This is a genomic window from Halobaculum sp. EA56 (assembly GCF_051195075.1).
Classification (GTDB): Archaea; Halobacteriota; Halobacteria; order Halobacteriales; family Haloferacaceae; genus Halobaculum.
The window spans coordinates 187,032-200,768 of record NZ_JBNTJX010000005.1 but is presented as its reverse complement, the minus strand read 5'-3'; the positions used below and the strand labels follow the sequence as shown (position 1 = coordinate 200,768).

The window sequence follows — 13,737 nt, the reverse complement described above, 5'->3', positions numbered from 1 at the left end:
GCGGTTCCGACGCGACTCACGTCCCATGTTCGACACGAGCGAGCGCCCCGTCGTCCTCGTCTGGGAGGCCTCCCGGGCCTGCGACCTCGCCTGCGACCACTGCCGGGCGGAGGCGACGCCGGGGCGCCACCCGGACGAGCTGACGACCGAGGAGGGGAAGCGCCTGCTGGAGTCGGCCCGCGAGTTCGGCGAAGGGCAGGTGGTCGTCCTCTCGGGCGGGGACCCGCTCAAGCGCGACGACCTCGCGGAATTGGTCGCCCACGGCGACGAGATCGGCCTCCGGATGGCCCTCACGCCCAGCGGGACGGCGTCGCTGACGCGCGAGCGGATCGAGCGGCTCGCGGACGCCGGCCTCCGGCGGGTCGCGCTCAGCCTGGACGCCGGCGACCCCGCCGTCCACGACGGCTACCGCGGGGAGCCCGGCGTCTTCGAGGAGACCCTGCGGGCCGCCCGGTGGGTCCGCGAGTCCGACCTGGGCCTGCAGGTCAACACCACGGTGTGCGAGCGGACGGTCGACGAACTCCCGGCCGTCCGGGACCTCGTCGCCGACCTCGACGCGGTGCGCTGGAGCGTGTTCTTCCTCGTCCCGGTCGGTCGGGGCGCGACGCTCGACCCCGTCCCCCCCGAGCGCGCGGACGCCGTGATGGACTGGCTCCACGGGGTCGAGGCGGAGGCGCCCTTCGCGGTCAAGACGACCGAGGCGCCCCAGTACCGCCGGATCGGGCTGGAGAACGACGGGATCGCGCCGTCGGACCTCGACCCCGGGCGGGGCCCGCCGGCGACGCGGCCGAGCGCCCGCGCCGGCGACGGCTTCGCGTTCGTGAACCACGTCGGCGACGTGACGCCCTCGGGGTTCCTCCCGGAGCCCGTCGGCGACGTCCGCGAGGACGACCTCGTTGACCTGTACCGGAACGCCGACCTGTTCGGGCGTCTGCGCGACCGCGACGCGCTCGGGGGGAAATGCGGCGCCTGCGAGTTCCGCGGCGTCTGCGGCGGGTCGCGCTCGCGGGCGTACGCGGTCACGGGCGACCCGCTGGCGTCGGATCCGCTGTGTCCCTACGTCCCGGCCGGCTACGACGGCCCGCTGCCGGACCGGCTGGCCGCGGACGACGGGAGCGGCCCGGCCGGCGGCGACAGCCCCGCCGACTGACGACGGGGGCCGGTCGTTCCCCGCTTCGGTACCGTTCTCGACGGGCTACTCGGTTCCCGCCGCTTCGGTTGCCTCGCCGGCTCACCCCACCGGGAGCGCCCGCCGCAGGCCCCCCTGCGTTTCGTCCTCGCGTACCGCCGCCGCCGCGTGCTCCCCGCTGATCAGACACATCGGGACGCCGATGCCCGGCGTGGTGTCGGAGCCGACCAGGTAGAAGCCGTCGGGGCCGGCGCGGTGGCTCGGCCGGAGCGGGCCGGTCTGGTCGAGGGTGTGTGCCAGCCCGAGCGCCGTCCCCTCGGGCCGGCCGAAGCGGGAGGCGAACTCGGTGACGCAGGCGTCCTCCTCGACGACGATCCGGTCCCGGAGGTCGACGCCGGCGTGGTCGGCGAGGTCCGCGAGGATCCGGTCGCGGAACCGCGAGCGCGCGTCGGCGTCGTCCCGGAGCCCGGGCGCGACCGGGAGGAGGACGACCACCGTGTGGTGCCCGTCGGGCGCGACCGTGTCGTCGGTCACCGAGGGGGCGTTGACGTAGTAGGCCGGCTCGTCGGGCCAGCGCGGGTCGTCGAATATCGCCTCGAAGTGGGCGTCCCAGTCCGTCGGGAACACCAGCGAGTGGTGCGCCAGCGGGGCGACGTCGCCCTCGACCCCGAGGTACAGGAGATACGCCGAGGGCGCGTACGTCGCCGACTCCCAGGCGTCGGCGCCGCGGATCCGGTCGCCCGGGACGAGCAGGTCGCGGTCGGCCGCCGCCGGCGGCACGTCGCACACGACCAGGTCCGCCCCCGCGTCGCGTGCGTCCGCCAGCGAGAGGGTGAAGCCCCCGCGTCGGCCGGTCACGCCGGTCACCTCGGTCCCGGTCCGGTACTCGACCCCGAGCGACGTGCCCAGGTCCCGCAGCGCCTCGACGACGCGGTACATCCCGCCCACCGGGTAGCGGACGCCGAGGCCGTGGTCGGCCCACGAGAGCATGCTGTAGAGCGCGGGCGTATTGTACGGCGACCCGCCGAGGAACACGAGCGTGTACTCCAGCAGCTGCCGGAGCTTCGGGTGGTCGACGTAGCGGGAGACGTGGTCGTCCATCGTGCGCAGCAGCGGGAGCGCCCGCCCCGACCGGAGCACGTCGACGTCGAGCATGTCGCGGAGGCGGGCGCGGTCGGTGTAGACGAACCGCTCCATGCCGAGTTCGTAGGACTCGCGAGCGCGTTCGAGGTAGGCGTCGAACGCCCCGCCCGCGCCGTCCTCGTACGACTCGAACAGCGCCCGCACCGCGTCGCGGTCGGCCGGGACCGTCGCCCGGTCGCCGTCGGTCCAGAACACGCGGTACTTGGGGTCGAGGTCGACGAGGTCGTAGAAGTCGGACGGCTCGCGCCCGAAGTGCCCGAAGAACCGCTCGAACACCTCCGGCTGGAGGTACCACGACGGGCCGGTGTCGAGGGCGAAGCCGTCGCGCTCGATCCGGCCGGCGACCCCGCCGACGCGGTCGTGTCGCTCGTACACCGTCACGTCCGCCCCGTCGTCGGCGAGGTAGCAGGCCGCCGAGAGGCCGCCGACACCGCCGCCGACGACCGCGACTGACCGCCCCGACAGCGGCGGGTCCGGTTCGCGTGTCATCGAACACGGGTAGGGAACGGGTTCGGGAATGGCCGCTTCCGATTCCCAGTCGCTGGGAAGCGCGAGCCGCCGTTACGTCGTCGAGGCCACACGATCGCTACTGACCATGTCGACCGGACTGGGTTCGTCGGTGCGGGAGTGGCTCGCCGGCCCGCCGTCCGACGGCGGGGGAGTCGACCCGGGGGAGCGGACCGACGACGGGCACGGCGACCGCGCGGCCGGGACCGCCCTGGCCCGGAGGGCCGTTCTTGGTTCGTGGCTCGTGTTCGCGGCGCTGACGGTCGCCTTCGCCGCGTTCGCGACGGCCGGCGTGTCGGTCCCGCTCCGATACCGCGCGCTGGCGTACCTCGGGCTGATGGGAACGGTCAGCCTGTACCACGGCGGCTTCGAGCACGTCGTGAACCTCCGCGGGCGCGGGGAGGGGTTCGGGCTCCGCTACCTCCTCGCGTACCTCGGGCTGATCGTCGTCGCGTACGACGTGTTCGTCCTCTCGCCGCTCGTCGGGCTGGCGGCGGCACTCGCGATCACGGCGCTGAAGGCCGGCCACGGCGGCCTCGCCGTCCTCGACGCGGTCGTCGGCACCGACCACCTCCGCTCGCGGGTCCAGCGCGCGCTCGCGACGGCCGTCCGGGGCGGCGCCGTCCTGATCCCGGCGTACGTCGTCGACCCCGGCCTGTACGCGATGTACGCGGGCTACATGGTGAACGTGTTCGAGCCGGGGGCGCTCGGCCCGTACCTGTGGGCGTTCGCCGAGCCGACAGTCTCCCTCGTCGGCGGCGTGTACGCTGGCGCCGTCGGTGCCCACCTGGCGCTCGGCGGCCTCCGGGGCGGCTTCGGGCGAACGTGGCGCGTCGACGCCGGCGAGACCCTCCTGCTGGTCGCGTTCTTCCTCGCGGTCCCGCCGGCGCTGGCCATCGGGGTGTACTTCCCCTGCTGGTACGCCGCCCGCGGGACGGCCCGCCTGACCGCCGGCGACGGCGGCCCCGCGACCGCCCGCGGCGTCGTCGCCCGCGTCGCCCGCGGCGGGGCGCTCCCGTGGGTCGCGGCGCTCGCGCTGTTCGGCCTGGGCGCGGCGCTGCTGCCCCGGACGCCCGTCTCGGCGGCGGGGTGGGTCGGCTTCTACAGCGTCGCCGTCTCCGTCATCGCCGTCCCGCACGTCGTCGTCGGGTCGTACCTCGACCGGGCGCGGGGGATCTGGTCGGCGTGAGCCGGACGGCCGGGTCAGTCCGAGGCGGCCGTGCGGAACCCGCGGTCCGGGCCCGGCGCCGGCTCCTCCCGGGGCGTGAACCGGACGGCGAGCCCGCCGTCGTCGTCGCCGTCGCCGCCCTCGAAGGAGACGGCGATCCGGTCGACCGCCCGCTCGTAGCGGGTGACGTGGTGCCCGTCCGGGCGGACGGCGATCCGCTCGCGACACAGCCCCGCCTCCGCGAGGTCCTCCAGCTTGCGGTAGGCGGTCGAGAGCCCGACGTCGCAGTCGTCGGCGACCTCCTTGGCGGTGAGGGGGTCGTCAAGCGCGCGGAGCACCGCGCGGGCGGTGTCGTCCGCGAACGTCGCCAGCGTCCGCTCGTCGTCGACGGCGCGGGTCGCGTCGGGGGCGTGGGCAACGTCGTGCACGTGCGTACGGAGGGCCTCCGGACGGTTCGCCCGTTTCCCGCGATGGCGCGGGTCTTCAAGTGGCCGGACCACCCGCGGCCTGCGCCGGATTCACGGGATTCAGGGGGGCGCGTCCCCTAGCGACCCCGATGACTGACGACCCCGGGATCAGGGCGGAGCTCGCGGTCGAGGGGGCCGCCTGTCCGGTCGCGGCGGCCTCGCGGGCCGCCGACGGCGCCGTCGAGGACGTCCGGTGGACCCGCGGGGCGGGGGACCGGGCGACGGAACGGGCGTGGCTTCCGCCGGAGGCCGACCCGGGGGCGCTGGTGGACGACGGCGACGGCGAGCCCGGCGGGGAGGGCGCCGCCGCCGGCGACCCCGGGGACGCGACGGTGCTGGCGGGCGATGAGGGGCGGCTCGTCGAGTTCGAGCGCGAGCGCGCCGACTGCGTCTGCGAGCGGGTCGAGGGGCTGGGGTGCCCCGTCGGCGACGTCCGCGCCGAGGGGGGCACGCTGTACGTCGCCGTCGAGGTCCGCACCGCCGACCGCCTCCGCGACGTCGTCGAGGCCGTCGCCGGCGACGCCGACCGGGTGCGGCTCACCTACGTCGTCCGGGGCGGCCGGAGCGGCGACGGCGGCGACCCCGTCGTGGTCGACCGGACCCGGCTCACCGACCGCCAGCGCGAGGTGCTCGCGGCCGCCCACCGCCGCGGCTACTTCGAGCACCCACGGGAGGCGAACGCCGCGGAGGTCGCCGACGCGCTCGGGATCGCCTCCTCGACGTTCCGCGAGCACCTCGCGGCCGCGCAGGCGCGGCTCCTCGATCAACTGTTCGACCGGGAGTATGGGAGGGACTGACCGGAGGGGTTCAGGCTTGGTAGCCCGCGTACTCCATCAGCGACGCGAAGATGTCGGTGTCCATCGCCTCCTCGTAGACGAGGCCGGTGAGCATCCCGCCGGGGTAGCTCGAACCGTTCATCACGTGGCTCACCTTGTGGCAGTGCATGAGGTAGATCCCCGGGTCGGCGTCGGCGGTGAACTCGATGGTGTGTCGCTCGGCCGGTGCCACGTCGGTGATGTCCATCTCGTGGCGGGCGCGCTCGGGGATCACCCCGCCGTCCTTCTCCACCAGCTCGAAGCGGTGGTTGTGGAGGTGCAGCGGGTGGTTCATGTAGCCGCCGTTGACGTAGTGGACGCGGACGGTGTCGCCCTGCGAGACGATCATCGGCGAGCCCTGCTCTGGGTGGAGCGTCCGCGGGGCGGCCTTCCCGTTGACCGTGAACACGTCCGGGTCGCGCGAGCGCGGCGAGTAGCTGGCGTCCCGGCCGGCCATCATCCGGTGGAGGTCCGAGTCCCACTCCTTCACCGTCATGAAGTACTCCCTGTCCGCGGGCTCGTACCCCTCCGGGTCGACCCGGAAGATGCCGAACATCCCCATGTCGATGTGCCGCTGGGTCTGGTAGTGGCAGTGGTAGACGTGCGTGCCGGGGACGTTCGCGGGGATCTGGTACTCGTGTTTCTCGCCGGGCTTGACCGTGATGCCAGTCGTCGTCGGGACGCCGTCGTTCTCCCACGTCTTCTGCACGCCGTGGAAGTGGATGGTGTGCGGGCGCTTCCCGTCGGTGTTGTCGAGGACGACCGTCATGTCCTCGCCCTCGGTGGTCCGGAGGACGGGTCCCGGGACCGAGGGGTCGCGGTCGTCCGCCTGGAACGCCCACACCCGCGGCAGCTCGATGGGTCCCCCCATCGCCTCGCCGGGGTGGACGTCGTGGCGCGCCGGGAGGGTCTTCATCGTCACCGTCCCGCCCTGTTCGTCCACGTTCACGACCTCCGGGGGCGACGTGGTCGGCAGCGACGACTCCGTCTGCGCGGCCGTCGAGTCGGTAGCGGCGGTCGCCTCGCCGCCGGCGGCGGTGGGCGCCTGACAGCCCGCGAACGCCGCCGCGGCGCCGGTCGCGCCGGTCGCCGCCAGGAACTCGCGTCGACTCACCTCGGAACCGGGAGCGCCGATCTGCGTCATACACGAACACGTTGGGGGGCATCGGAAAAAGGCGCGAGCGGTGGTTCCCAGGAACTGGGATCCGGCCCCGGAACCGGGGATCCTAAGAGGCGAACAGGTAAACCCGGAGACATGGTGCGCGATACCCGGCCGGGGGCCGACACGGAGCCGGACCTCCAGCCGGTGCTCGACGCGCTCGACGACCCCGACTGTCGGATCATCATCGAACACCTGGAGAAGCCGATGACGGCGGGAGAGGTGTCAGAGGAGTGTGATATACCCATGTCGACGACATACAGAAAGCTCGACCTACTCTCGGAGGCGAAGCTGTTGGCCGAGGGCGTGGAGGTGCGCCAGGACGGTCACCACGCGACGCGCTACCGGACCGACTTCGAGAACGTGGTCGTCTCGCTCACCGACGACCGGACGCTCGACGTCAGCATCGAACGGCCCGCGGAGGACGCGGCCGACCGCCTCGCGACCATGTGGGGCGAGGTCCGCAAGGAGGCCGACAGATGAGCCACCTCACGCTCGCCATCGCGGCGACGAAGACGCTGACGTTCGTCTTCGGCGCCGTGATCACGTACCTCTCCTGGAGCGCCTACCGGCGGACCCGCGCGGAGGCGTTGCGGGCGCTCGCGGTCGGGTTCGCCGTGGTCACCGTCGGCGCGGTCCTCGGGGGCGCCGTCGACCTCGCGGGCGACGTGATCGACATCACCGGGCAGACGGCCGTGCTGTACGGGGTGCTCGTCCAGAGCCTCCTCACGATGCTCGGCTTCGGGATCATCACGTACTCGCTGTACCGGGAGTGACCGTCGGAGCGGGGGCGTCGGCCTGACGGGCGGTGAGGACGTCCGGACCCGGGGGCTCCGGTACGGGTGGCTTTTTGTCCCTCGCACCCCCCTCTCGGGGCAGATATCGTGACCCACGGCACGACGCACCCGATCCGGGTCGGCCTCTCGGGCGGCGGTGACGCCTTCTCGACGGGGTTCCGGTCGTTCCTCGACACGGACGACGGGCGGATCGACGCGAACGTCGTGACCGGTTCGGAACGGCTCGGCGACCTCGTCGCGGCCGGCGCCGTCGACTGCGTCGTCCACGCCGTCGACCTGCCCGGGTCCGACAGCCGGGGGGAGTCGGTCGCGGTCGGCGAGACGGATCCGGCCGTCCCAGTCGTGGCCGTCGCGCCGGAGGGCGTCCCGGTGACCGGCGCCGACGCCGTCGTCGTCGCCGGAGCGACCGAGGAGGGGTACCGGCGTGTCGCGGCCCACGTCAGGGCGGCCGTCGACGCGTCCCGCGGAGGGTCGGTTCCCGGTCGGGACCTGTACGAGACGGTCCTCGAATCGATCGACGACGCGGTGTACGCGATCCGGGCTGACGGCACGATCGTGTACGTCAACGACCGGTACGCCCGGATGAAGGGGACCGACCGCGCCGCGCTGATCGGGACGGACATCTACGAGTTGGTCACCGACGAGACCGCCGAGCGGGCCCGCCGGGAGCGGCAGGCCCTCGAACGCCGGGAGTCCGACGTCGGCGTCGTCGAGTACGAGTTCACTCCGGTCGACGGGGAGCCGTTCCCGGCGGAGATGCGGTTCAGCGTCGTCGGAGGCGACGGCGAGGTGGACCGTGTCGGGGTCATCCGTGACATCTCCGCCAGACAGGAGCGGGAGGAGATCCTCCGACGGAAGAATCGGCGTCTGGAGGAGTTCACCGGCATCGTCTCCCACGACCTGCGGAGTCCGCTGAACGTGGCGACCGGACGGCTGGCGCTCGCACGCGAGGAGTGCGACAGCGACCACCTCGACGACGTTGAGCGCGCGCTCGATCGGATGGAGTCGCTGATCGAGGGGCTGTTGACCCTCGCCACGGAGGGCGAGGACGTCGGCGACCCGGAGCGCGTCGGACTCCCGACGGCCGTCCGGGAGTGTCTCGGCTCCGTCGACCTCCCGAGCGAACAGGTCCGGATCGAGACCGGTCGGACGGTTCGGGCCGACCGGGACCGGCTCAGACAACTGCTGGAGAACCTGCTCCGAAACGCGGTCGACCACGCCGGCGACGACGTGACCGTCACCGTGGGCGACCTCCCGGGCGGCTTCTACGTCGAGGACGACGGTCCCGGGATCGACCCCGACGACCGCGATGGTGTGTTCGACGTCGGGGTCTCGACCGCGGACGACGGGACGGGATTCGGGCTGGCGATCGTCTCACAGATCGTCGGGGCGCACGGGTGGTCGATCGACGTGACCACGGGGACGGAGGGCGGCGCGCGCTTCGAGGTCACCGGCGTCGACCGCGAGTAGCGGCCCCGCGGGCGATCCGCGTCGACGCCGACGCGTCCCGTCGAGGACCCCTCACTCCTCGGCCGTCGACGGTTCGAGCCGGATCTCCGCGGCCTCGACGTCCTCGACGAACGCGCCCTGCCCCCCGACTGAGACCCGCTCCCCGTTCGCGTCGATCGTCAGCGTGTGCTGGACGGGGAACTCGTTGTTCGCGGGCGCGACGAGCCCCTGGCTGACCTCCACCACCTCGCCGGCGACCTCGACCGCATCCCCGGTGTCGGTGCGTCGGCCCGTCACGTGCGCGCGGACGCCCTCGGAGGCGCGCCGGTGGAGCTCCGCCTGCAACACGGCGTGGCGGAAGTCGGTGTACGTCGCCGGCAGCGGAGCGGGGTCGGCGACCGCCGCCTCCTCCGCGGCGGGCCAGTAGTTGCCCAGGAACGACCCGACGATGACGGGGCCGAGCTGTTGCTGGGTGAAGACGATCGCCCGCTTCCCCGTGTTCGATCGGGCGATCATCTCCGCGGGCGCGACGACGCCCGTCCGGCCGTCGACGGTGAGCATCGACGGCATGGGCTGTCCCCACACGCGCGCGGCGGTGGCGACGCCGGCGAGGTCGCCGGAGACCTCGGCGTCCGGGTCGTCGACGCCGGTGACGATCAGGAGCACGAGCACCCCCCGGTCGACGGCCGCCCGGAGGTCGTCGGCCACCTCGTCGAGGCGGTCCAGGGGGAACGACAGCGCCACCTCGTCGCTCGCCCCCTCGATCGCGCGGCGGACCCGCTTGACGACTGTGACGCGGGACTTCACCACCTCGAACGGCTCCTCGGCCGCCTCGGCGCGCGAGTAGCGCGCCTCCAGCGCGGGCCGCATCGACTCGACGTCGTCGGTGAGGCGGCCGACGACCTCCTCGGGGGGGTTCGCCCGGATCGTCGTCGGCGTGACGTGGTCGTTGACGGTGACGAAGCCCCGAGCCTCCAGTTCCTCGCTCGCGCTGTACACGTAGCGCTTGGAGACGCCCGCCGCCTCGGCGACGGTGCTCGCCTTCGCCTCGCCGTGCGCCAGCAGGGTGAGGTAGGTGTCGACCTCCTTGTCCGAGAGGCCGAAGCGCTTCAACAGCGCCTCGACGTCGACCTCCTCGGACCCGGCGCCGTCGGGGCGGTCGCCACGCTCCGTGTTCATGCCCGTGACAGGTACTCGGGGGACCGTATAGCTCCCGGTCGCGGAGGAACCCGCTGGCCGGGGGCGGCGGTCGCCACGCCACGCCGCTCTCACTCGCGCTCGCGTTCCCCGGCGTCCGCGTCGGGGGCGGCGTCGCCGCGGCGGGCGAGTTCGACGAGGGTCTCGCGCTCCTCGAAGTACGCCGGCGCGTCGCGCTCGGCCTCGAACTCGACGACCCGCCGGACGGCCTCGTCCGCGTCGAGGGGGTCCGCGTCGCCCGCGTCGTCGGCATCCCGGTCGGCGGCGTCCGCGTCGGCGGCGTCCCGGTCACCGACGCCCGCGGTCAACTCCTCCGCGAGGTCGAGGTAGTCGCTCGCGAGGTCCTGGAACAGCCGCATCCGCGTCTCGGTCGCCTCCACCGCCGCCTGCATCTCCCGGAGGTCGGACTCGGCGTCCGCGAGGTCGGCGACGCCCGCCCGGTCGTCCCCGTCGTCGTCCGCGTCCGCCGGGGGGTTCGGCGTCGTCGGCGTCTCGGGCGACGCCGGCGTGGCGCCGTCGTCGCGGTCGTCGAGGCGGGCCCGGAGGTCGGCGACCCCCTCGTCTATCTCGTCGAGCAGGTCGCTCGCCTCCTCGCCCATCCGGTCGACGCGCCCCGCGAGCAGACCCGCCTGCGTCCGGCAGTACTCGGCGAGTTCGCCGACCGTTCGCTCGTCGTCCGCGTCGGTCATGGTCCGGTGTTCGACCGCGGGAGGAAAGCGGATCCGATCCCGACGGGAGCGGGACCGGGGGTCACTCCACGGGCACGTCCGTCGGCTGCTCCGCGCCGGCGTCCACCAGTTCGCCGTCGAACGACACGAGCGTCGCGTCGTACCGCCGGGCACACGCGAGGATCAGACTGTCCACCGGATACAGAAGCGTCTCGTCCTGGATCCGATACGCGTCGATCAGTTCCCCCGCATCGGGGACGACGACCTCGACATCGGCACGGATCTCCTCTTCGATCGCGTCCGCTCGATCCCGTTCCAGCCGACGCTTCTTTGTCAGGACCGATCGGAGTTCCATGAGGTTCACCAACGACGTGAGGAACTCGTGGTCGCCGTTGAGCACCGCCATCGCCGTCCCGGTCGCCTCGTCGTCGTCGCCCGCCAACACCGCCGCGACGAACACGTTCGTGTCCAGAAACAGCCGCATCGCTACGTCCGCTCGCGGAGTTCGCGGACGGCGTCGACCGGATCGACGTCCAGATCCCTACCGATCCCCCGCAGACGGTCGCCGAGAGGAGCGTCCGACGGATCCTCGGCGGTCTCGGCGTCGAGGTCGGCCAGCGCCTCCTCGCGGGTCGCCCCGGACCCGGTGGCGCCGGTCTCGGCGTCGACGGCGGCCCACACGCCGTCGTCGGCCTCGATCAGGCGGATCTCGCGTTTCGTGCTCACACCTCGGCGTTTGCCGGAATCGGACAAAAGCCTTCGGTCGGGGACCCCGGCGAACCGTCCGCCGCTCGTCGGCGTCGGAGTCCGCGCGTGCCTACCCGACGACCCGACAGACGACCGCGTCGCGAACGCTGACCGTCCGGGTCGTCCCGCCGGCGTCCCCGCCGTCGGCGGCGGCGACGGACTCGCCCGAGAGGAGGTCCCTCGCCACGACGGCCTCGGGGAGTTCGACCGTCGCGGCGCGGGACCCGAAGTTGAGCACGACCGCGAGGCGGTCGTCGCCGTCGTCGCGGGCGTACGCGGTGACCGCGCGGGCGCCGCCCGTTCCGCCCCCGGCGCCGTCGCTCCCGCCGACGATGCCGATGCCCCCGCCGCTCCCCGGACCGGCCGCGGCGTCGTCGCCGACGACGTCGTAGTCGAGGCGCTCGACGGCGCCGTCGCGGAGCGCGTCGTGCTCGCGGCGGGCGGCCGAGAGCCGGCGGTGGTAGTCGGTGAGGTCCGCGTCGCCGTCGTGCCAGCGCATCTCGCCGCGGTACGCGGTCATGCCGCGCTCCTGGCCGTAGTACACCATCGGCGCCCCGGGGAGGGTGAACGTCGCCGCGGCGGCCGCCCGGAGCGCGTCGCTCCCGCACTCCGCGCGGTAGCGCTCCTCGTCGTGGTTCTCCACGTACCGCATCTGGACCGCCGAGCGCGGGAACCCCTGCACCGCGGAGGCGTCGACGGCGTCGAGCACCGCGTCGGCGTCGGCGTCGCCCGCGCCCACCGACCGGAGGGTGTCGTACAGCGTCGTGTCGTAGTGCATGTGGAACTCGCTCTCGTGCATGAACGGGTCCCGCGGGATCGTCTCGTCGAGCAGCAGGAACTCGGGTCGGTCCCGGCGGAGGCGCTCGGCGGCCTCCTTCCAGAAGCCGTGGGGGACGCCCCACGCCACGTCGCAGCGGAAGCCGTCGACGACGCCGGCCCACTCGTCGACCACCGACAGCATCCACGCGCGCACCGTCGGCGAGTCGTAGTTCACGTCGGGGATGCGCACCCAGTTGAAGCGGAACGCGGGCGTCCCCTCGCCGGCCCAGTCCACGTCCGAGGGGTTCTCGCGGGCGGGCCGACGGGGGTAGTGCTCGGCGAAGGCGTCGACGCCGGCCGAGTGGAGCTGGAAGGCGGGGTGGTCGCGGGAGGTGTGGTTGATCACCAGGTCGAAGACGACCCGGATGTCGTGGTCGTGGCACGTCTCCACCAGCGACTCGAACTCCGCCCGCGTCCCGAGGTCGTCGGCGGTGCGGGCGAAGTCGGTGATGTGGTAGCCGTGCGTCGTCGGGCTCTGCAGCACCGGCGTGAGCCACAGCACGTCGACGTTCAGCGAGTCGACGTACGGGATCCGCCGCTCGATCTCCCGGAAGGTCGTGGTCGGCGTCTCGCCGGCGAACGAGCGGACGAACACCTCGTAGACGGTCGGCGACTCCGCCCACTCCGGCGGGTCGTTCGGCCGGAAGACGGCCGGCGGGGCGTGGTCGGTCGCGGCGGGGTCGGTCGCCCCGGGATCGGTCGCCCCGTCGTTTCCGCCGGCGCCGCGCGACAGTTCGACGGTGTCCATCACGCCGTAGCGGTCGGCGACCGGAACGGCGTGCACGCGGGCCACGCCGGTCTCGGGGAGCGCGTCGCGCTCGATCCGGACCGTGTCTCCCTCGACCGTGACGCCGTCTGCCTCGGCCGAGAGATCGTCCCGGCCGTCGAACAGCCACTCGACCGCGGGGTCCGCGCCGGGCGGCGTCGTCTCTGGGTCCGCTCCCGCGGGCGCCGCCTCCGCGTCGGCGACGACCGCGACCGCGCCGCCGTCGTCCGTCGCCGACGCGTCGAGGCGGACGCGCGGCCGCCCGGGGCCGGGGACCGTCTCCTCGCCCCCGACGCCGTCCGCGAGGCGGTCGTCGAGCGCGAACGAGTAGATGTGGCTCCCGGGCGGGAGGCGGGCGTCGTACGCGAGGGCGTCGCCGTCCTCGTACGGGCGGCGGGCGGCGACGGTCCAGTCGTTGAACGGGCCGGCGACGGAGACGCGGTCGGGCGTCACGGTCCCCGTCGGCGCGTCGAAGTCGTCCGTCGCGACGCGCAGGGTCACCTCCGCGCGCTCGTCCGGGTACGCCCGGACCGTCTGTTCGTGGACCCCGTCGGGGGCGTCCAGTTCCACGCGGTACGTGCCCGGAACGTCGGGGGCGAGGTGGACCACGGCGCCGTCGCCGACGGCGGCCTCGCTCCCCTCGGGCGCGTCGACGAGGCGCCAGGAGAACAGGCCGCGGCCGTCGCGCCCGGTGGCGGCGCCGTCCGGGCCGACCTCGACGACCGCGTCCGGGTTCCGGGGCGCGAGTTCGACCGACTCGCCGACCGCGGCGGTGCGCGGCGGGCCTGGGTGGTGGGTCGGGTCGTCCGGGTCGGCGACCGGCGCGTCGCGCTCGCGGGCGCCGTCGGTCGCGGGCGGGGTGCTCATGCGGGAGTCCGGGGACGCCCCGCGGCTTGAGGGTTGCGG

Annotated in this window: 14 protein-coding genes; 6 read left to right on the top strand and 8 right to left on the bottom strand. The window is 73.7% G+C overall.

Translation table 11 applies throughout. From position 1 onward, the window contains the following. The first annotated feature begins 25 nt into the window (after nucleotides 1-25). A complete protein-coding gene (locus tag ACQUQ1_RS10760) occupies nucleotides 26-1,150 on the top strand; it encodes a TIGR04053 family radical SAM/SPASM domain-containing protein (protein ID WP_435064295.1) in 1,125 nt (374 codons plus the stop codon). A gap of 81 nt (nucleotides 1,151-1,231) precedes the next feature. Here ACQUQ1_RS10760 and ACQUQ1_RS10755 read toward each other — a convergent pair whose 3' ends face one another. Beyond that, nucleotides 1,232-2,761 carry a phytoene desaturase family protein gene (locus tag ACQUQ1_RS10755; RefSeq protein ID WP_435064294.1) on the bottom strand — a complete coding sequence of 510 codons (1,530 nt, stop codon included), beginning with the start codon at nucleotides 2,759-2,761 and terminating at the stop codon, nucleotides 1,232-1,234. A gap of 106 nt (nucleotides 2,762-2,867) precedes the next feature. Between ACQUQ1_RS10755 and ACQUQ1_RS10750 the strand changes: the two genes are divergently transcribed. After that, nucleotides 2,868-3,968 (top strand): Brp/Blh family beta-carotene 15,15'-dioxygenase, encoded by a 1,101-nt coding sequence (locus tag ACQUQ1_RS10750; protein ID WP_435064293.1) that lies wholly within the window; start codon nucleotides 2,868-2,870, stop codon nucleotides 3,966-3,968. Between the two features lie 14 nt (nucleotides 3,969-3,982). Here ACQUQ1_RS10750 and ACQUQ1_RS10745 read toward each other — a convergent pair whose 3' ends face one another. Further along, nucleotides 3,983-4,375 (bottom strand): helix-turn-helix domain-containing protein, encoded by a 393-nt coding sequence (locus tag ACQUQ1_RS10745; RefSeq protein ID WP_435064292.1) that lies wholly within the window; start codon nucleotides 4,373-4,375, stop codon nucleotides 3,983-3,985. 128 nt (nucleotides 4,376-4,503) lie between these two features. On the opposite strand from ACQUQ1_RS10745, the gene ACQUQ1_RS10740 reads away from it, so the two are divergent. Next, complete coding sequence (locus ACQUQ1_RS10740) at nucleotides 4,504-5,211, top strand: helix-turn-helix domain-containing protein (RefSeq protein ID WP_435064291.1); 708 nt, start codon at nucleotides 4,504-4,506, stop codon at nucleotides 5,209-5,211. Between the two features lie 10 nt (nucleotides 5,212-5,221). Here ACQUQ1_RS10740 and ACQUQ1_RS10735 read toward each other — a convergent pair whose 3' ends face one another. Further along, nucleotides 5,222-6,373 (bottom strand): multicopper oxidase domain-containing protein, encoded by a 1,152-nt coding sequence (locus ACQUQ1_RS10735; protein WP_435064290.1) that lies wholly within the window; start codon nucleotides 6,371-6,373, stop codon nucleotides 5,222-5,224. A 111-nt stretch (nucleotides 6,374-6,484) separates the two neighbouring features. Between ACQUQ1_RS10735 and ACQUQ1_RS10730 the strand changes: the two genes are divergently transcribed. From ACQUQ1_RS10730 to ACQUQ1_RS10720, 3 genes are all read left to right on the top strand, one after another. Further along, entirely contained in the window at nucleotides 6,485-6,871 is a 387-nt protein-coding gene (locus tag ACQUQ1_RS10730) for a helix-turn-helix domain-containing protein (RefSeq protein WP_435064289.1), read from the top strand. After that, nucleotides 6,868-7,164: a DUF7521 family protein gene (locus ACQUQ1_RS10725; protein ID WP_435064288.1), complete on the top strand. Its 297-nt coding sequence runs from the start codon at nucleotides 6,868-6,870 to the stop codon at nucleotides 7,162-7,164. Before ACQUQ1_RS10730 ends, ACQUQ1_RS10725 begins: the two co-directional genes overlap by 4 nt. A 108-nt stretch (nucleotides 7,165-7,272) precedes the next feature. Next, nucleotides 7,273-8,655: an ATP-binding protein gene (locus ACQUQ1_RS10720; protein WP_435064287.1), complete on the top strand. Its 1,383-nt coding sequence runs from the start codon at nucleotides 7,273-7,275 to the stop codon at nucleotides 8,653-8,655. 51 nt (nucleotides 8,656-8,706) lie between these two features. On the opposite strand, the gene ACQUQ1_RS10715 is transcribed toward ACQUQ1_RS10720, so the two are convergent. The 5 genes from ACQUQ1_RS10715 to ACQUQ1_RS10695 all read right to left on the bottom strand — a co-directional run bounded on the left by ACQUQ1_RS10715 (nucleotide 8,707) and on the right by ACQUQ1_RS10695 (nucleotide 13,698). Next, nucleotides 8,707-9,813, bottom strand: coding sequence for a TrmB family transcriptional regulator (locus tag ACQUQ1_RS10715; protein WP_435064286.1), 1,107 nt, complete (start codon nucleotides 9,811-9,813; stop codon nucleotides 8,707-8,709). Nucleotides 9,814-9,902: 89 nt separating this feature from the next. Then, nucleotides 9,903-10,520 carry a hypothetical protein gene (locus tag ACQUQ1_RS10710; protein WP_435064285.1) on the bottom strand — a complete coding sequence of 206 codons (618 nt, stop codon included), beginning with the start codon at nucleotides 10,518-10,520 and terminating at the stop codon, nucleotides 9,903-9,905. 61 nt (nucleotides 10,521-10,581) lie between these two features. After that, a complete protein-coding gene (locus tag ACQUQ1_RS10705) occupies nucleotides 10,582-10,983 on the bottom strand; it encodes a type II toxin-antitoxin system VapC family toxin (RefSeq protein ID WP_435064284.1) in 402 nt (133 codons plus the stop codon). A gap of 2 nt (nucleotides 10,984-10,985) precedes the next feature. Next, a complete protein-coding gene (locus ACQUQ1_RS10700; RefSeq protein ID WP_435064283.1) occupies nucleotides 10,986-11,225 on the bottom strand; it encodes a type II toxin-antitoxin system HicB family antitoxin in 240 nt (79 codons plus the stop codon). Between the two features lie 91 nt (nucleotides 11,226-11,316). Beyond that, the gene (locus ACQUQ1_RS10695) at nucleotides 11,317-13,698 is read right to left on the bottom strand and encodes an alpha-amylase family glycosyl hydrolase (protein WP_435064282.1); all 2,382 of its coding nucleotides are present in this window, start codon (nucleotides 13,696-13,698) and stop codon (nucleotides 11,317-11,319) included. Nucleotides 13,699-13,737 lie beyond the last annotated feature (39 nt).